This window comes from Bradyrhizobium cosmicum (assembly GCF_007290395.2).
In the GTDB taxonomy this organism is placed as follows: Bacteria; Pseudomonadota; Alphaproteobacteria; order Rhizobiales; family Xanthobacteraceae; genus Bradyrhizobium; species Bradyrhizobium cosmicum.
Genome location: NZ_CP041656.2, coordinates 944,459 through 963,377, shown reverse-complemented (window position 1 = coordinate 963,377; position 18,919 = coordinate 944,459). Strand labels below are relative to the sequence as shown.

The 18,919-nt window shown below is 64.4% G+C and carries 12 protein-coding genes; 8 read left to right on the top strand and 4 right to left on the bottom strand.

What is annotated here, in order from left to right; all coding sequences use genetic code 11:
* Positions 1–10: 10 nt before the first annotated feature.
* From FNV92_RS04430 to FNV92_RS04400, 7 genes are all read left to right on the top strand, one after another.
* Positions 11–1,027, top strand: a complete 1,017-nt coding sequence (locus FNV92_RS04430) for a sugar ABC transporter substrate-binding protein (RefSeq protein WP_014439543.1) — start codon at positions 11–13, stop codon at positions 1,025–1,027.
* A gap of 77 nt (positions 1,028–1,104) precedes the next feature.
* Positions 1,105–3,228 (top strand): ABC transporter permease, encoded by a 2,124-nt coding sequence (locus FNV92_RS04425; RefSeq protein ID WP_143841969.1) that lies wholly within the window; start codon positions 1,105–1,107, stop codon positions 3,226–3,228.
* A complete protein-coding gene (locus FNV92_RS04420; RefSeq protein WP_168213355.1) occupies positions 3,225–4,322 on the top strand; it encodes a hypothetical protein in 1,098 nt (365 codons plus the stop codon). Before FNV92_RS04425 ends, FNV92_RS04420 begins: the two co-directional genes overlap by 4 nt.
* The gene (locus FNV92_RS04415) at positions 4,319–5,815 is read left to right on the top strand and encodes a sugar ABC transporter ATP-binding protein (protein WP_143841971.1); all 1,497 of its coding nucleotides are present in this window, start codon (positions 4,319–4,321) and stop codon (positions 5,813–5,815) included. Before FNV92_RS04420 ends, FNV92_RS04415 begins: the two co-directional genes overlap by 4 nt.
* Before the next feature lie 186 nt (positions 5,816–6,001).
* Positions 6,002–7,069, top strand: coding sequence for an HlyD family secretion protein (locus FNV92_RS04410; protein ID WP_143841973.1), 1,068 nt, complete (start codon positions 6,002–6,004; stop codon positions 7,067–7,069).
* Positions 7,066–9,837 carry a ribosome-associated ATPase/putative transporter RbbA gene (gene rbbA / locus FNV92_RS04405; RefSeq protein ID WP_168213356.1) on the top strand — a complete coding sequence of 924 codons (2,772 nt, stop codon included), beginning with the start codon at positions 7,066–7,068 and terminating at the stop codon, positions 9,835–9,837. Before FNV92_RS04410 ends, rbbA begins: the two co-directional genes overlap by 4 nt.
* Positions 9,838–9,839: 2 nt before the next feature.
* Positions 9,840–10,952 carry an ABC transporter permease gene (locus FNV92_RS04400; protein ID WP_143841977.1) on the top strand — a complete coding sequence of 371 codons (1,113 nt, stop codon included), beginning with the start codon at positions 9,840–9,842 and terminating at the stop codon, positions 10,950–10,952.
* A 97-nt stretch (positions 10,953–11,049) separates the two neighbouring features.
* Here the strand turns inward: FNV92_RS04400 and FNV92_RS04395 are convergent, their stop codons facing one another.
* The 3 genes from FNV92_RS04395 to FNV92_RS04385 form a co-directional block, all read right to left on the bottom strand.
* The gene (locus tag FNV92_RS04395; RefSeq protein WP_168213767.1) at positions 11,050–11,538 is read right to left on the bottom strand and encodes a DUF2059 domain-containing protein; all 489 of its coding nucleotides are present in this window, start codon (positions 11,536–11,538) and stop codon (positions 11,050–11,052) included.
* A 32-nt stretch (positions 11,539–11,570) separates the two neighbouring features.
* Positions 11,571–12,794 carry an OpgC domain-containing protein gene (locus FNV92_RS04390; RefSeq protein ID WP_143841981.1) on the bottom strand — a complete coding sequence of 408 codons (1,224 nt, stop codon included), beginning with the start codon at positions 12,792–12,794 and terminating at the stop codon, positions 11,571–11,573.
* A 279-nt stretch (positions 12,795–13,073) separates the two neighbouring features.
* Entirely contained in the window at positions 13,074–16,127 is a 3,054-nt protein-coding gene (locus tag FNV92_RS04385) for an ATP-binding protein (RefSeq protein ID WP_143846093.1), read from the bottom strand.
* 287 nt (positions 16,128–16,414) lie between these two features.
* Between FNV92_RS04385 and FNV92_RS04380 the strand changes: the two genes are divergently transcribed.
* A complete protein-coding gene (locus FNV92_RS04380; RefSeq protein WP_014439533.1) occupies positions 16,415–16,906 on the top strand; it encodes a hypothetical protein in 492 nt (163 codons plus the stop codon).
* A gap of 209 nt (positions 16,907–17,115) precedes the next feature.
* On the opposite strand, the gene FNV92_RS04375 is transcribed toward FNV92_RS04380, so the two are convergent.
* Positions 17,116–18,777, bottom strand: a complete 1,662-nt coding sequence (locus FNV92_RS04375) for a glycoside hydrolase family 17 protein (RefSeq protein WP_186355504.1) — start codon at positions 18,775–18,777, stop codon at positions 17,116–17,118.
* Positions 18,778–18,919: the final 142 nt, after the last annotated feature.

Genomic DNA, 18,919 nt, shown 5'->3' with positions numbered 1-18,919 from the left:
GGAGGAAGCAATGAAGCATATCGGCAGCCCGACAAAGGCACTCGTCGCCGCACTGGGCCTCGCGGCCATGACCGCACCGGCCCTGGCCCAGCAGGGCCTGGACGAGCCGTTCCAGAAGCCATTCAAGGAGGCGCTTGCCGGCAAGACCGTGGCTTACGTCCCGGTCGCCATGAACTTCGATCTCACCGAAGGCTGGTATGCCGGCCTGAAGAAGGAGCTCGAGCCGTTCGGCGTCAAGTTCGTGATCCGCGACGCCAACTGGAACACCAATGCCGGCGCGCAAGCGGTGACGTCGCTGATCTCCGAGAAGCCGGCGGTCATCGTCGTCCATAATCCCGACGTGCAGACCTACGCCAAACTGCTGCAGCGCGCCGAGAACGAAGGCATCTACGTCATCCAGATCAACATGGGATCGGCCTATCGCAGCTCCGCCTTCGTCGGCGCCAACTGGGTCGAGATCGGCGAGCGCCAGACCGAAGGCGTGGTGAAGGCCTGCCAGGGCAAGTCGAACAAGATCGCGATCATCCAAGGCGCGCTGTCCGCGGCCGCGAGCGCCTATACGCTCAAGGGCGTCGAAAACGTGCTCGCCAAGCACCCCGAAATCAAGGTGGTGTCCAGCCAGGCCGCCGATTGGGACGCCGCCAAGGCCAAGGCGATCACGCAGACAGTGCTGAAGCAAAATCCGGATCTCTGCGGCATCGTCGGCTTCTGGGACGGCATGGACATCGGCACTGCGGCCGCGGTCAAGGAAGCCGGCCTCACCGGCAAGGTGTTCGTCGCGACCTCGGGCGGCGGCGAGCGCAAGGGCGCGTGCGAGCTGGTCAAGTCCGGCGCGTTCGATCTGAACATGAGCTACGACGTGCCGACCCAGGCATCGCAGATGGCCGGTACCATCAAGTGGCTGCTGTCGTCGGGCGTCAAGCCCGGCTCGGTCAAAGGTTCGGAATACACCACGCTGATTCCGATCACCAAGGAGAACGCAGATAACCAGATGACCTGCTGGAATCTCAGCGACCTCAAGAAATAGTCGTCGCGACGCAAGACCAAGGCGTCCCGGACGATCTCACGTCCGGGATGCGGTCCCGAAACTTGCAAGGTCCTGGAATGCCGATGCGCGATACCCTGACAAGCCTGCGTTACCGCTACTGGCCCGATCATCTCCTCGGTGAAATCCTGTCCAAGCGATGGACCGAGACCGCCATTCCGGTGATCCTTCTCCTGATCGTCGGCCTCGCGCTCAGCCGGTCCATCGACAACTTCCTGTCGCCGGCGAGCTTCGCTGACACCGCACGGCAAGCCGGAGAGATCGGTTTCATCGCGCTCGGGCTCGCGCTGGTCGTCATCGTCGGCGGCATCGATCTCTCCGTCGGCTCGATCTTCGCTCTGACCGATTTCTGCGCGCTCTACTGCCTCGACGTTCTGGGCTGGCCGGTGCCGGCGGTGATCGCCGCCACGCTGCTCTGCGGCGCCCTGCTCGGCGCCGTCAACGGCGTGCTGATCGGATATCTGCGGCTGCGCGCTTTCATCACCACGCTGATCACCCTGATCATCTACCGTTCGGCCTACGATCTGCTGATCCAGCGCTATTCCAACGCGATCGCGTCGGCCTTCCCCGACATCCCCTCGTGGGATTTCATCGGCGGCGGCAGCGTGTTCGGCATCCCGACCGTCGCGCTCGTCTATATCGTCATCGCCATCTTTGGCCACATCTTCCTGACCCGGCTCCGGCCCGGCTGGCACATCACCGCGATCGGCGGCTCGCGCCGCTCGGCGTATAATTCCGGCATTCCCGTCCGCCGCACCATCGCGCTCTGCTACGTCGCAAGCGGCGTGCTGACCAGTATCGGCGCGCTGTTCTTCGCATCCCGGCTCGGCACCGTCGGCGGCGACATCGGAGTCGGGCTCGAGGTGATCGTGCTGACCGCGACGGTGCTGGGCGGCATCACGCTCGGCGGCGGCAAGGGCTCGGTCGCCAAATCGGCCGTCGGCGTGCTGATCGTCCTGCTGGTCACCAACGGCCTGACCACCATGAACGCACGCGGCGGCGTCAACCGGATGGCGCTCGCCGGCATCTTGCTGGTCGCCGCGATGGTCGACATCCGCTGGCAGAAGAACCGGACCCGCATCATCAGCAAGGTCTATGTCGCGCCGACCTATCATTCGCTGCCGCCGCCACCACCGACCGAGATCGGACAAGGCGGCCCGTTCGAGCAGAACGACAAGCTGCGCAACGTCGAAGCGATCGGCCTCGGCCGCATCGAGGCGCCGGAGGACGTCATCCTCGATCGTCACGACAATCTCTATGCCGGCTCGCGCCATGGCGACATCATGCGCTTCCTGGCGCCCGACTATCAGACGATGGAGGTGTTCGCCCATATCGGCGGCCAGCCGCTCGGCATGGCCTTTGACCGTGAGGACAATCTCTACGTCTGCATCGGCGGCATGGGGCTCTACCGCATCAAGCCCGACGGCACGGTAGAGAAGGCGACCGACGAGACCAACCGCAGCATGAGTTCGGTGAACGACGACAGCCGGCTGCGGCTCGCCGACGACCTCGACATCACCGACGACGGCCTGATCTTCTTCTCGGAAGCCACGGTGCGTTACGAGATGGACGAGTGGCCGATCGACGGCCTCGAGGCGCGCGGCAACGGCCGCATCATCTCCTACGACACCAAGACCGGCGCAACGCGCACCGAATTGCGCGGCCTCAAATTTCCCAACGGCATTTGCGTGGCCTCCGACGGCCAGTCGATCCTGTTCGCCGAAACATTCGGCTGCTCGATCAAGCGCTACTGGTTCGCGGGGCCGAAGAAGGGCAACGTCGAGGTCGTGATGGATAATCTGCCGGGCTACCCCGACAACATCAACCTCGCTTCCGACGGCAATTACTGGCTGGCGCTGGTCGGCATGCGCAGCCCCTCACTCGACCTCGCCTGGAAGATGCCGGGCTTCCGGCGCCGCATGGCCAAACGCGTACCGGTCGACGAATGGCTGTTCCCGAACATCAACACGGGCTGCGTGGTCAAGTTCAACGAGCAGGGCAAGATCGTCGAATCGTTCTGGGACCTGCATGGCGAAAACCATCCGATGATCACCTCGATGCGCGAGCATCGCGGCTATCTCTATCTCGGCGGCATCCTCAACAACCGGATCGGCCGTTACAAGCTCGGCAACGCCGATCCGGACTTCGTCCAGTATGACAAGCGGTGGGGGAAGCAATCGTGATCGCGGCCGTCAGGGAGTTCGCCAACCGTGTTCTCGGGCGCGGCGACGCCACCATCACCGTGCCGTCCTTCGACGGCGCGCTGAAACCCAACCAGAAGCTGGAAGCGGCAGAGACACTGCTGACATGCGAGGCGCCCGAAGACCTCGCCACCGATGGACGCAACCTTTTCATCGCAGACGGCGCGCGGCTGATGCGGCTGGACGGCGGCGTGGCATCGGAGGTTCGCAGCTTCGAGCGGCCGATCTCGGCGCTGTGTGCCCTGGCGGGCGGCGGACTTGCGGTCGCGCTCGGGGGACGCGAGGTGCGTCTTTATTCCAGCCCTTCGGCCGAGCAGCCCACCGTGACGTTTGCCGATGCCGCCTTCAACGCGGTCAACGCGCTGGCCCTGGCGAATGACAACACGCTCATCGCGACCGATGGCTCAGCGACATGCGGCGTCGGCGACTGGGCGCGCGACCTGATGGAGCTCAATCGCACCGGCCGCGTGTTCAAGCTGGACCCCGGCAGCAAAACCGTAACATCGCTTGCCCAGGGGCTCGGCCACGCCTTTGGTGCCTGCGTGCATGGCAACGGCGTGCTGGTCAGCGAGAGCTGGCGTCATCGCCTCGTGCTCGTCGCGCCGGGCGCACCGCCGCGGACCGTGCTCGCTCACCTGCCCGTCTATCCGTCGCGGCTCGCGAAGGCCTCGGGCGGCGGTTACTGGCTCACGGCCTTCACCGCGCGCACCCAGCTCGTCGAGTTCGTGTTGCGCGAGCCGGCCTATCGGCGCCGCATGATGGCCGAGATCGATCCGGCGTATTGGGTCGCGCCGCGCCTGCGCTCCGGCATCTCGTTCAAGGAACCGATGCAGGGCGCGCACATCAAGACCATGGGCGTCATCAAGCCATGGGCGCCGCCCCGCTCCTACGGCCTCGTCATCCGCCTCGACGCCGAGGGACAGCCGCTCTATTCGCTGCACAGCCGGGTCGACGGCGTCAATCACGGCGTCGTTGCGGCCATCGAGATGGGCGGCGATCTGGTCCTGATCGCCAAGGGACCGGGGCGGGTTCTGAAGCTGCCCCTGGCCGGCCTTGCCGAGGAGTTCTGCTCATGAACGACATCGCACTCTCGTTGCGCAACGCCACGAAACTCTACGCCGGCGTTCCCGCCATCGACGGGGTCGACTTCGACCTGCGCCGCGGCGAGATCCACGCGCTGGTTGGCGAGAATGGCGCCGGCAAGTCGACCTTGACCAAGGTGATGGCAGGCGTGGTGACGCTGACCTCGGGCACCATGATGGTCGACGGCGCCGACGTCGCGCCACGGACACCGCTGGAGGCGCGCAATCTCGGCATCGCCATGGTGTTCCAGGAGAACAGCCTGGTGCCGACCATGACGGTGGCGCAGAATTTGTTCTTGGGGCAGGAGAAATTCTACAACCGCTTGCGCGGCATCTACATCGCCGCGCAGCAGTTCCTGCAATCACTCAATTTCGACGTCACGCCGACCGCGACCGTGAGCGGTCTCGGGGCGGCCAAGAAGCAGATGGTGGAAATCGCACGCGCGGTCCTGCACCGCGCCAAGGTCATCATCTTCGACGAGCCGACCGCATCGCTGACGCCGGAGGAGAAGAAGTACTTCTTCGACCTCGTCCGCGATCTCAAGAAGCGCGGTGTCTCGATCGTCTTCATCTCGCACGCCCTGGAAGAGGCCCTGCTGCTCGCCGACCGCATCACTGTCCTGCGTGACGGCAAGCATGTCGTGACCGACGACGCCGCCAAATTCGATCGCGCCGCGATCATTCAGGCCATGGTCGGCCGCGACCTCTCCAACACGCTCTACGGCGCCCGAAAGAGCACGGTGCGGCCGGCGGGCGCGCGCGTGCTCACGGTGCAGAACCTGAAGATGGCGCCGATGGTGAAGAACAATTCGCTGTCGGTGTTCGCAGGCCAGATCACCGGCGTGTTCGGCCTCGTCGGCGCGGGCCGCACCGAGACGTTCAAGATCGTATCCGGTGTGCTCAAGCGCGACTTCTTCCACGGCGGCGAGATCCTGCTGCACGACAAGCCGGTGCGCTACCGGGTGCCGGCGCCGGCGGTCAAGGCCGGCATCGCCTATGTCACCGAGGACCGCAAGGTCGAGGGCTTCTTCGAGACGTCCTCGATCGCGCAGAACATTTATCTCGGCCTGCTGTCGAAATTTCCCAAGGGCCGCATGATCCTGTCGCGGCGGGAAACCGATGCGGTGGGCAAGACCTGGATCCAGAAGCTCAAGGTTCGTGCCATCGGCGACCACGGCAAGGTGGTCGAGCTCTCGGGCGGCAATCAGCAAAAAGTCGTGATCGCCAAATCGCTGGTGCAGGAGCCGGACCTGATCATCTTCGACGAGCCGACCCGCGGCGTCGACGTCGGCGCCATCGTCGAGATCCACGAATTGATCAACCGGCTCGCCGACGAGGGCAAGGCGGTCGTGGTCATCTCATCCTACCTGCCAGAGATCATGGCACTCTCCGACCGCATCCTGGTCTCACGCCAGGGCAAGGTTGTGGAGGAATTCTCCGCGCTGGACGCGACGGAGGAAAGGATCATGTACGCGGCTATCCACTAGGCGCCTCCCGAGCTTTCCAGGCCGGCAGACTGCCGGAACCTTGAGCAGAGGTACCGTTCGCACGGTCTGATCTGCATCAAGTTGCGCTGCAAAAATCGCTGCCATGTTGCGCCGGCCCCTCCGCACGATGAGCGGCCGGGCGTTCGTGTCTCAACATGTGGGCGCCGCTGGCGGCGTGATGAACAGATGAACTTCACACCGGGTCGCATCGCCGCGGCGATTGCCATTCTCGTCGCGGGCGGCGGCTATTACTACTGGCTGCACCGCGATTCCAACCCGCTGCCGGCAGGCTTCGCCCGCGGCAACGGCCGCATTGAAGCGGTCGAGATCGACATCGCCACCAAGACACCGGGCCGGATTCGCGAGATCCTGGTCAACGAAGGCGATTTCGTGAAAGCGGGCCAGGTTCTGGCGCGGATGGACACCGATCAATTGCAGGCGCAACGCCGCCAGGCCGAAGCGCAACTCCAGCGCGCTTCGATCAATGTCGAGACCGCAAAGAGCCTGGTGAACCAGCGCGAAGCCGAGCGCAGGGCTGCCGAGGCCGTGGTCGACCAGCGCATCGCGCAGCTCGACAGCGCGAGCCGCAAGCTGGATCGTTCCGAGCAATTGATCCGGACGAATGCGGTGTCGCAGCAGGTGCTGGACGACGACCGCTCGGCCAACGCCACGGCGAAGGCGGCGCTCGCCGCCGCCCAGGCCCAGGTCGCCGCATCCGAGGCCGCGATCAGTTCCTCCCGCGCCATGGTGATCGATGCCGGCGCCTCGGTCGACGCCGCCAAGGCCGCGATCGAAAGCATCAACGCCGACCTCAACGACAGCGTGCTGAAGGCGCCGCGCGAAGGCCGGGTGCAATATCGGGTATCACAGCCGGGCGAGGTGCTCGCGGCCGGCGGCCGCGTCCTCAACATGGTCGATCTCGGCGACGTCTACATGACCTTCTTCCTGCCGACAGCGGCTGCCGGCCGCGTCGCAATCGGATCCGAGGTCCGCCTCGTGCTCGACGCCATTCCGCAATACGTGATCCCGGCCAAGGCCACCTTCGTCGCCGATGTCGCGCAATTCACGCCCAAGACCGTCGAGACCGAGGAGGAGCGCCAGAAGCTGATGTTCCGCATCAAGGCGCATATCGCGCCCGAGCTGCTGCGCCAGCACGTCGAGCACGTAAAGACCGGCCTGCCCGGCATGGCCTATGTACAGCTCGATCCGGCCACGCCATGGCCCGACAATCTCAAAATCAAGCTGACCCGATGAGCACGACTGCCGCAACCGACGCACCGGCCGAGCCCGGCAGCGTGGTACATCTGGAAGGCGTGAGCCTGAGCTACGGCAAGACCCGGGCGCTCGACGCCATTACCCTCGACTTGCCGTCCGGCTGCATGGTCGGATTGATCGGCCCTGACGGCGTCGGCAAATCCAGCCTGCTCGCGCTGATCGCCGGCGCGCGCGAAATTCAGGAAGGACATGTCCACGTGCTCGGCGGCGACATGGCGAGCTCGCGCCATCGCCGCATGGTTTGTCCCGACATCGCCTTTATGCCGCAGGGGCTCGGCAAGAACCTTTATCCGACGCTGTCGGTGTTCGAGAACATCGACTTCTTCGGCCGCCTGTTCGGACACGGGAAGGCGGAACGAACGCGGCGGATCGCGGGCCTGTTGCGCGACACGGGACTCACCCCCTTCGCCGACCGCCCGGCGGCCAAGCTCTCCGGCGGCATGAAGCAGAAGCTGGGCCTGTGCTGCGCCTTGATCCACGATCCCGAGCTGCTGATTCTGGATGAGCCGACGACCGGCGTCGATCCATTGTCGCGGCGCCAGTTCTGGGAGTTGATCGCCTCGATCCGAGGCGGCCGGCCCGGCATGAGCGTAATCGTCTCGACCGCCTATATGGAAGAGGCCGCGCAGTTCGACTTCCTGATCGCGATGAACGCGGGACGCGTGCTGGCGACCGGAACGCCGGCCTCACTCAAGAGCCAGACCGGCACCGACACGCTCGATGACGCCTTCATCCGGCTGTTGCCGGAGGCAGATCGCGGCGGCCATACCGGGATCGTCATCCCGCCGCGCAGCGGCGACCAGGACGAGGTTGCGATCGAGGCCGACCACCTGAGCCGGCGGTTCAATGGCTTCGTCGCCGTCGACGATGTGAGCTTCCGCATCAACAAGGGCGAGATCTTCGGCTTCCTCGGCTCGAACGGATGCGGCAAGACCACGACCATGAAGATGCTCACCGGGCTGTTGCCCGTGAGCGAAGGCAGCGCTCGGCTGTTCGGCAAGGTGATCGATGCCGGCGACATGTCGGTGCGCCGCCGCATCGGCTATATGTCGCAGGGCTTCTCGCTCTATTCGGAGCTCACGGTCGTCCAGAATCTCGATCTGCATGCAAGGCTGTTCGAATTGCCGGCGGAGACCATTCCCGCGCGAATCGACGAGATGACCACGAGGTTCGATCTTGCCGACGTGGCCGATGCCCTGCCCGATGCGCTGCCGCTCGGCCTGCGGCAGCGGCTGTCGCTGGCCGTCGCCATGATCCATGCGCCCGACATCCTCATCCTCGACGAGCCGACCTCCGGTGTCGACCCGGTCGCCCGCGACCGCTTCTGGCAGATTCTGGCCGAGCTCGCGCGCAAGGACAACGTCACCATTTTCGTATCGACTCATTTCATGAACGAGGCCGAGCGCTGCGATCGCATTTCGCTGATGCATGCCGGCAAGGTGCTGACGTCGGACACACCTGCCGCAATCGTAGCCGCGCACGGCGCCGCCACGCTGGAGCAGGCCTTCATCGCCTGCCTGGAACAGGCGGGCGCGGACGCGGCGGATGAAACCAGCCAGCCGGCGGCCACATCGCCCGAGCCGGCTGCGACGGCAGCACCTCGGCGCATGCGCAGCGCGAGGTTCAATCCGACCCGCATGTTCGCCTATTCCCGCCGCGAGACGCTGGAGCTGCGCCGCGATCCGATCCGCGCCACGCTCGCGGTCCTCGGCAGCGTGCTGCTCCTGTTCGTGCTCGGCTACGGCATCAGTATGGACGTCGAGAACCTGACCTTCGCCGTCCTCGACCGCGACGACAGCGCGATCAGCCGCGACTACAGCCTCCAGATCGCAGGCTCGCGCTACTTCACCGAAAAACCCCCGATCACGGATTATGCCGATCTCGACCGTCGCATGCGTGCCGGTGAGATTGGCCTCGCCATCGAATTGCCGCCCGGCTTCGGCCGGGACGTCAGTCACGGCCGGCATGTCGAAATCGGCGCCTGGGTTGACGGCGCCAACCCGACCCGCGCCGAGACGTTGCGCTCCTATACCCAGGCCATCCACGCGACCTGGCTCGCGCAAAAGGGCCGCGAGCTCTATGGCGAGACGGCGATGGCCGGCACCTTTCAGCTCGCGATGCGCTATCGCTACAATCCGGACGTCCGAAGCGTCGTCGCAATGGCGCCGGGCATCATCCCGCTGCTCCTGATCATGATCCCCGCGGTGCTCGCCGCGCTCGCGGTCGTGCGCGAGAAGGAGCTCGGCTCGATCGTCAATTTCTATGTCACGCCGGTGACGCGGCTGGAGTTTTTGTTAGGCACGCAGCTGCCCTACGTCGTGCTGGCATTCGGTAACTTCCTCCTCCTCGTCGCCTTCGCGCTCGCCGTCTTCGGAGTACCCTTCACCGGCAGCTTTTCGACCTATGCGCTCGCCGCGCTTCTCTACGTCACGGCAACGACCGCCATGGGGCTGGTGATCTCGGCCTTCATGAAGAGCCAGATCGCCGCGCTGTTCGGCACCGTGCTGATCACGCTGATTCCGGCGATCCAGTATTCCGGCCTGATCGACCCGGTCTCCTCACTGCAGGGAGCGGGCAGGCTGATCGGGCTCATCTACCCGACCAGCCATTTCGTGACCATCTCGCGCGGCGCGTTCTCGAAGGGTCTCGGCTTCGACACGCTTCACAACGACCTGCTAGCGCTCGCCGTCACGATCCCGGTGCTGCTCGCCGCCGGCGCGCTGCTCCTGAAAAAACAGGCCCGCTGACCATGCGCCTCGGCAACCTCTTCCAGCTCGGCATCAAGGAATTGCGGGGCCTCTCGCGCGACCCGGTGCTGCTGGTGCTGATCGCCTACTCCTTCACGTTCGCGGTCTATGAGGGCGCCAACACGCTGCCGGAGACGTTGAATCGCGCCGCGATCGCCATCGTCGACGAGGACCATTCGCCGATCTCGACCCGGATCGGGATGGCGTTCACCGAGCCCTACTTCTCCACCCCCCGGCTGATCTCGCAATACGAGATGGACCAGCGAATGGATGCCGGTCTCGACACCTTCGCGCTCGACATCCCGCCGGACTTCCAGCGCGACCTGCTGGCGCGCAAGGCGCCGACCATCCAGCTCAACGTCGACGCGACGCGGATCTCGCAGGCCTTCAACGGCAGCGGTTATGTCGAGCAGATCGTCAGCGCCGAGATCGCGGAATTCCTGGCGCGCAGCAGGCAGGCGCAGACGCCACAGATCGATCTCGCGCTGCGCGCCCGCTTCAATCCGGAGCTGAAGAGGTCCTGGTTCGGCGCGATCGACCACCTCATCATGTCGATCACAATGCTCTCGATCATCCTGACCGGCGCGGCACTGATCAGGGAGCGCGAGCACGGCACGATCGAGCACCTGCTGGTGATGCCGGTCACGCCGCTGGAGATCATGGTAAGCAAGGTCTGGTCGATGGGGGCCGTGGTGCTGGTCGCTTCCGCCCTGTCGATCGCCTTCGTGGTCAAGGGATGGCTGGCGGTCACGATCGACGGCTCGGTGGCGTTGTTTCTCGTCGGCGCGGCGCTGCAGCTCTTTGCCACCACCAGCATGGGCATCTTCCTCGCCACCGTCGCCGGCTCGATGCCGCAATTCGGACTTTTGCTGATCATGATCCTGCTGCCGCTGCAGACCCTGTCCGGCAGCATGACGCCGCGGGAGAGCATGCCGCAATTCGTCCAGGACATCATGCTGGCGGCGCCCAACACGCATTTCGTGATGCTGGCGCAGGCCATCCTGTTCCGCGGCGCGGGGCTCGAGGCCGTATGGCCGCAGCTGGTCGCGCTCACGCTGATCGGCGTCGTCTTCTTCCTGATCGCGCTGCGCCGGTTCCGCGCGTTTCTGGCCTAAAGCGCGATGAGGTTAGGATGAATCCTCATCGCGCTTTAGAATATTGTTTGAGCATGATCTTTTCGGAGAACCGCTGCGCACTTTTCCGGATCATGCTCTAGGGCTTGCGCCCCTTCTGGCGTAGCGCCTCGATGAGGCGCTGCTTCAGTTCGTCGCCCGCCTTCTGGCTGACATCCTGGCCGATCTGCGCGCTGGCCACCGCCAGCGCATCCGCCTTCTCCAGATATTTCTGCCCGGCAGGCAGGGCATAGAACGCCTCGATCTGACGCAATTCTTCCGTCGTGAAGGTCGTGGCATAAACGGCGGCGATCTGTTCGATCATCGCGGCGACGTACGGGGCGTAAATCTCGGCGCCTGGCGCCGTCATCGCGTCATAGTCTCGCTCGATCTCCGGCCGGTCCTGCGCGACCACGGGCCGCAGCTTGAGCAGGAGCTGCGGAAGCGCCGTGCGATACTGGTCGGCGATCCTCAGCGTGACCACGAGCTTGCGCGCCACAGTCATCGCCTCCGGCGACGGCGGCTCGGCGGACGCGCCGCCGGCGAGGAGCAGAAGCAGGCCGGCGATCATCAACAAACGTCTGGACATGAAACTCTCCACGAGAAGGCGGGCGGCGCGTTTCATCGACGGCTGGCAGGCGCCATGGCGGCCGTCGCCGCCGCCGCGCTGTCCGGCGTGACCTCGTCAGGCTCCTCCTCCTCCGTCACTTTTACGAAGAGCTCCGGCACCCGGCGGGCGCGGTCGAGCAACCACGCGGCGCCGATCTGAATCAGGATGCCGGCGAAGGACACGGCGAGCTGCTCCCAGACGCCCCGCGTGTATTGTGTCAGGATCCAGTGCGCGGAGAATGACAGGAACACGCCGAGACAGAAGAGCGGCAGGGAATGCTGGCCGCAGAGGATAACCGGCCGCAGCCATTTCGAATGCAGCGCCCTCCAGTGGCGCGGAACGAAACGGATCACCCAGATCGCCAGCGCCAGAAAGTGCGTGAAGCGCAGCATGTCGAGGTCGGTCTTGTCGATCGGATAGATCGCCTTGATCATCCATTTCGGGATCACCGCCTCGAGCGCGGGGATGTGCCAGGTCATCACGATCAGAAGCGCGAAGGCCATCCACGCCGCGGCAAGGCCCATCACCGTCTTCGACCACACCCAGGTCGCGATCTTCCCGATCTGGCCGATGCCGCACCAGGCCGCGAACACGAACATCAGCTGCCAGCAGAACGGGTTGAAGTACCAGGTCGTGCCGGGCGGATAGGAGGCGATGTTCCAGTCGAACCGGCGCGACAGCACGTAGAGCACCACGGAGGCGGCGAGCGTCAGGTTCGGCCGGCGCACGAGGCCCCACACGATGAAGGGCGCGGCGAGCACCAGCGTGATGTAGAGCGGCAGCACGTCGAGATTGACCGGCTTGTAGCGCAGCGAGAGCGCCTGCCCGATCAGGATATCCGGACGGTCGAGAAAATGGTGAACGTTGAACTCGTCCGCATACATCGGGTTGTCGAACCGCCTGACCGTGCGCGCGATCTGCGCGGTGAACAGCAGGAACAGCATGATGTGGGCGACGTACAGCTCGGCCGCGCGCCGCCACAGCCGCTTCAGCGCCGCGATGAACCAGCCGCCGGCGACGATCGGCCCGTAGATCCAGCCGACGAGGTAGCCGGAGATGAAGACGAAGAACTCGGCGGCGTCGCTGAAGCCGTAATTGCGCAGCGTCAGCCAGGCGACGACGTCGTGCGGGATGTGGTCGAGGAAGATCATCCACAGGCCGATGCCGCGGAAGAGATCGAGCCGCAAATCGCGCTCGACCGGCGCCAACAGAGCTGACTGGTCCCGTATGATCATGGCCCCGCCTCTTCCGCCGGGCGTCGCGCCTGTGCGGCGCCGGCAAAACAGGATGCTGTTAAATCAAAAGTCGCCTGGCCCGCGGCCATCGGCAACGGTAGCCGACCTTGGCGCCCGTGCAAGGGGCCTGGTCATCGCGACCGCAGGGGCCTCTCCTCAAAACACGTCGAAAACGACCCCATGCACAGTAGCCAAGCCGTTGCGTCACCTGCGGAATCCGATCGACCCGTCGGGCAGAACCCGGCCGCAGCGGTACGATCGCACGCCCGGGCGCAAAGGTCAGGTGAACTCGTCGCCCCGGGCGAGCGCCTCGTTCAGCATCGCCTCGGCCTTGTGCTGGAGCGGCAGCGCACCGCTTTCGGATGCGATCGCGATGGCGGCGCGCAGGGCCGCGAGAATGGCCGCCTTGTTCGCCGCGCCGGAGGCGGGCGTCACGACGGCTTCGCCGAACAGGGCCTCCGCCTCGAGGCCGGCAAAGCCCTGCTGGCGGGCGGTGTTGCGCGCCTCGCGCAGCATGTTCTGCGCCGCATGGACGTCGCCGAGACGGTGGGTGGCGAGCGCAAGGTAGATCGAGCTGCGCAGCACCGCCGAGGTATAGCCGACCGCTTTCGCCTCCTCCCGCGCTTCAGTCAGCATCCCGCGCGCCCGGTCGAACAGCCCTTGCTCCAGATAGGCGATGCCGAGGTGGCAGGCGAGCACCGGCACGAACAGCCGGATGCCGTGCTTCTGCGCCAGCACGAACCCGTCTTCGAGAATGGCTGCGGCCGCCGCCGGATCGCCGCGGCCAAGCATCAGCCAGCCGCCGCTATAGGCGGCCGCGACGCGGTCATAGGGGCGGCCCGTCTCCTCCGCGATCGCAGCGGCCTGCCGCTGGAGCTGTTCGGCGACGTCGAACTCGCCCATGACGGTGTGAGTGAAGCTTTTCATCATGCAGCAGAGCAGGAGCAGGTATTTTGGAGTCGTCCCGATCGGAGCGCTGGCTTCCACACTCGCCAATTGGTCGTGAGCCAGTGCCAGTGTCGGCACTGCGTCACGGTAGCGACCGGCGAGGAAATAGGCCTGCCCGAGACCATATCGTGCGAGATTGAGCCATCCCAGATTGCCCCACCCCTCCGCGAGGCGAACGACCTCTTCATTGACCGCGACCGCTTCGACCGGCGCACCATAGAAGTTCTGTGCGCCGGCTCGGACCGTCATCGCGGCGACCTTGCGTCCGATGTCATCGATCGCGTCGGCGCGCCGTTCGGCCTCTTTTCCCAGATCCAGCCACTCGGCAACGTGACCGGATGCAATGAACGCCGCACGCGCTTCCATCCGAAGATCGATGGCGGCGGCCTCCCGCAGACCCGTCACAGGCGTCCTATCAAGGGCGTCCATCGCGATCTCGAAATAGTTGGCCGCATCCGGAAATGCCGACCGGCTCAAACATTTTCGTCCCGCGCTTCTGCCGTGACCAAAGGCCTTCTGCCAGTTCTTGGCTCGCACCGCGTGATAGCACAACGTATCCGGCTCATCGGCAATCGTGTCGTCGCGCTCAAGCGTCGCTAGAATACGAGCGTGAATGTCCTCGCGCACCTTTTCGACCATCGATTCGTACGTTACCTGGCGAACCATCTCGTGCCGAAATTCGAGTGCGTCCTGCAACTCGCTGTCGATCCTGACCAGCAGTTCGGTACGGTCGAGCGCCGCAAGACAGTCCTGCAGGACATCTTCGGGCAACTGGGCGATGTGCCGCAACATGGCGACACTCGATCGCGGTCCAAGTGCCGCAGCAATCTGCAAGATGGATCGTTCCGGCCTCGACACACGATCGAGACGCGATGCGATCACGCCCTGAATGCTCGTGGGAATGCCGAGTTCATCGATGGGACGCACGAGTGCGAGATCGCCCCACTGACCGCGAAGCGATCCGCTATCCCTCAGTCCGCGGCAGACCTCCTCGATGAACAAGGGGATATTGGCCGTGTGCGAAATGATCTGGTTCTTCAGATCGGCGTTCGCCGCGGAGGGGCCGAGCATGTCTGACAGCATGGCGAGCCCCGAATCGTCGTCGAGGGGACGCATTGCGACGATCTCGGCGTGGCAGCGTGCGATCCACACCGGCATGCCGTTCGGCCTGGAGGTGAGGAGCACGAGAAGATCGGGCGCCTGCAACGAAGCAATTGCCGCCACGACCGCATCGCTGGCCCGGTCGATCCAGTGCAGATCCTCGAGCAGCAGCACCATGCGGTGACGACGGGCGGCGCTCGCGACGATCGTGCAGCTCGCATCGGCAATCGCCCGTCCTCGTGCGTGAGGCTCCAGCTCGTTCCACTGCGGCTCCGAGATCGGCAGATCCAGCACGGCATCGAGGGCACATCGCTGGATCAGCGGCAAATCGCTTCTTGGGTCTCCCGGGTCGTCCGGATCCTTCGCGGTTACCTCCAACAGCGAGAGCAAGAGGCGCTTGAGCGTGCTGAACGGCGCGCCCTGGAGGTTCGGGCTACACTCGGCATCGACCAGGCGCCAGCCATCGGCCTTCAGCTCCTGGGCGAACTCATGCGCCAGCCGCGACTTGCCGATGCCCGCATCACCCAGCACCAGGACCGTCTGCCGACCCGCAACCACGCTGTCTGCGGCGCGGCCGAGCAGCGCGCGCTCCGTCACACGATCGACGAACCGTGAAACGCTGCGCGCGCGCCGGACCCGCCAACTCGAAAGATCGCTGGCGCCGACGATTCGATAGACCGGCAGGGGCTGGTTGAAGCCACGCAGGGTCCTGCCACCCAGGAATTCAAACCGGACATGCCCATCCGCGAGCTTCTGGCAGGCTTCCGATACGTAGATTTGGTTCGCCTCGGCCACTGACTCCAGCCGGGCTGCCAGATGCTGGGCGGCGCCGCCGATCTCGTAGACCTTAGAAAACTCGCTGGCGACCATGTAGGCGACCACGTGTCCCGAATGGAGGCCGACCCGCACCTGCAACCCGGCATCGCCAAGGCTTGCGACGCGCCGTACGAGTTCGAGCGCCGCATGGCAAGCCAGAGGCGCATGGTTGTCGTCCGCGATCGGAGCACCGAACACCGCCGCGACCCCGTCGCCCAGTTCCTTGCTGACGATTCCCCCGAATCGACGCACCGCGCCTCTCATCGCGGCCAAGGCCGGTTCCAGCCGCGAGACCGCCTCCTCCGGCTCCAGCTCGGCAATGAGGCCGGTGGAATCGATGACATCAGCGCGGAGGATCGTGACGAATCGACGTTCGCTATCGGGATCGGAGCGTCGCACGGCTAGCCCGCATTTAGGACACCAGCTATCGCTCGGGTCGATCGTCGACTGACACGTGACACAATGCATTCCTGTGCCTTTAAAAGTCACGACGGCGTTCTCTGCCGATCGGTACTCGCGGGGAGCTCGGCGTAAGAATACCTATCGCGACATGCATGGCAATCGAACTTGCAACGAAACATACCTGTGTTGGCAAAGGTGGCTCTCTGGACGAAATACATTTTCGGGTGGTAGCGTCATCGCCGCGCGAAAATGGGGCCGCGCATCCTGGGGCACCGAGGCTCTTATTGTAGCCCTCGAGCTTTGCTGGGCTGCACGTTGTCCCGATTGATTGGATAATATCGAAGGGTAGGGCGATGGGCGGCAGGACGTACGGCGGCAAGGCCTTCAGGGATTTGATGAATAGCAACTATTTTCCCTTGGCGAACATGAAAAAGAGCGTCGCCAAGCTCAAGGCTTCGGACGACATCGACCTGCCGACCTTGGAATACGGCCAGTATCACCTGATTTTGAATCCGCCATCGAGGTGGCCACAGGGCAGCGCCAAGTACTGGCACAAGGAGAAGGGACGGGCGCGCGTCGACCTGAGCACCCAGCCAAACACGGTCCCCCTGTCCAGGGATGAGCCCGGCGTCATTCCCCTGACGCGATGCGATCTGCTCGATGCCTGTGTCCGGAAATGCTTCAATTCCGAGCCGCCGATCCCGATGAAGACGAACATCATCACCCACGCAGCCAGCGATGCCTATGCCCACCGGCACGAGATCCGGCTGGAATGGGAATACAAGAAGGGCTCGGACAAGCCGACGCTGCTCAATCTGACGATGGTCTGCCCGCACAGATCCTGACCTTGCCGGGAAGACGATCCGGAGTTGTGATGACTTCGGGTCGCCAGACAAAATGGCCCGCGCAAGGCGGGCCATTTTTCATGAGAGCCGGGAAGGTTCGAATTTGGTTGCGAGGGCAGGCTATGAACCTGCGGCTTTTCAACGTGCCACCGGCCCCCGGCCATCCACCCCGGTCATAGTTTCTCCCTGGCCTCACCGGTACCCCATGCTCAAGCCCGCGTCCGCCACAGCGTGCCGGCAAGCAGCAAGTAGGCAGCGCAGGTCCATAGCGACTGCCAGTTGGCCGGCCCCTCGTTGATCCCGACGTAGATCGCCGCCATCAAGAAAACGCCGGCAAACATCGACTCGGCGAGCGGACGGGTTTCCTTCTTACTGGAATTGAGAACCGCCATGGCGGCAGAGGGGATCGCCGCCATGGTGAGAGCCGCAAAAGGAAAATCAATGAAGCGGGGGTCGAACACGAGACCGATTGCCGTCGCGGTGCCGATCACGACAATCGCGATCCACGCCAGTCCGTGCATGGTCACCAGCGCGGACTCGGTGCGGTAACCCTCGGGACCCAGCACTTCCAGAAAACTGGGCAAGGGGCGCCCCGATATCAGTGCAATCGCACCGAAAACGGGCGACGCGGTCGCCGCCAGCAGGAGTGAACCCCACTGGAGCCAGCCGACTATCCCGTAGCTTTCATAGAGCATCTTCTGGGCAGCCACCCCCAACAGGATTCCGGCTGTCGTCGCCGATATCCAAACTCCAAGCCATGAGGCCAGCTCGGGTCGCCAGAGCGTCCGGCGTGAGGTCAGCCATGCGGCGCCGAACACCAGGATCGCCAACGCCATTCCGCTGCACATCTGCAATTTCCAGAGCGGAAAATTGCTGATCGGGGTGCCCGCCGGATATTTCAGCGTACGCTGCACGGAATCGAACAGGCCCCAGTAGCCGCCGATCGTGCCTTCGATCTCGCGCTTCCACGACTCATCATAGGCCTCGAACAAATTGACACGAAAGTTCTCGCGCCGGGCAAGGTCGAGAATCTCCGAAACGACCCGGGCCTGATTGACGCGCGACGGCAGCGCCGATTGACGCATGCGCCCTTCACTCGGCCAGCCGATTTCTCCGATCAGGATTTCCTTGCCCGGAAAGGCCGCCGCGACCCGACGACGGATCGTGTCGACGTGAGCGGCCGCCAACTCCGCCCGGACAGGCTCGTTTTCCCAGTATGGCAGGATGTGAATCGTGACGAAATCGACGGCATCGTAAAGTTCGCGATTGTCGAGCCAGAACTCCCAGACGTCGGCATAAGTCACGGGAACGGCGACCTGCGCCTTGACATAGCGGAGCGTCGCGGCCAGGTCGGAAGCCGTGATGTCCTTGCGCAAGAGTGTCTCGTTGCCGACGACGAGCGCGATGATCGTTTCGGGATATTCCCTGGCGAGGCGCACCGCCGTCGCTATCTGAGTCTGGTTCTTCTGCTTGTTCTTGTCGAGAAAGATGCCCTGGATGACCTTGAGGCCAGCCTGCCCTGCAAGGCCGGGAATTTGATCGAGGCCAAGATCGGTTGCGTAGGTGCGGATGCAGTCGGAGATCCTGGCAAGCTGCGCCAGGTCCTCCGCGATTTGCTCCCGAGACACCTGTGTCGCCGCCGAAAGCGACGTCTGATGACTGCGGAAGGGAGCGTATGATATGCACTGCACCTTGTCGTTCGGATCGATCGGTGCGCGTACCAGATCTACGGACATGCCAAGCCACCACCACACCGTGGCAATGACGCCCAGTGACGTCAGAAGAAGCGTCAGCGGCGTGCGGAGATGAGCCAGCTCGGTTCTCCTTGCCGGAACGACTGCAAAGCGAACGCCATTTTCCGCCGATCGCATTCGGGGCCTCCAATAGCAAGTCACCGCCACGTGGATCCGGACCAAGCGACGTCAAAACCCATGCTTGCGGACGATCTGATCGAGGCGATCGCCTGCGTACTTCGAAACGTGGCCGCGGTCTTGACGTGAGTCAATCTGCCGG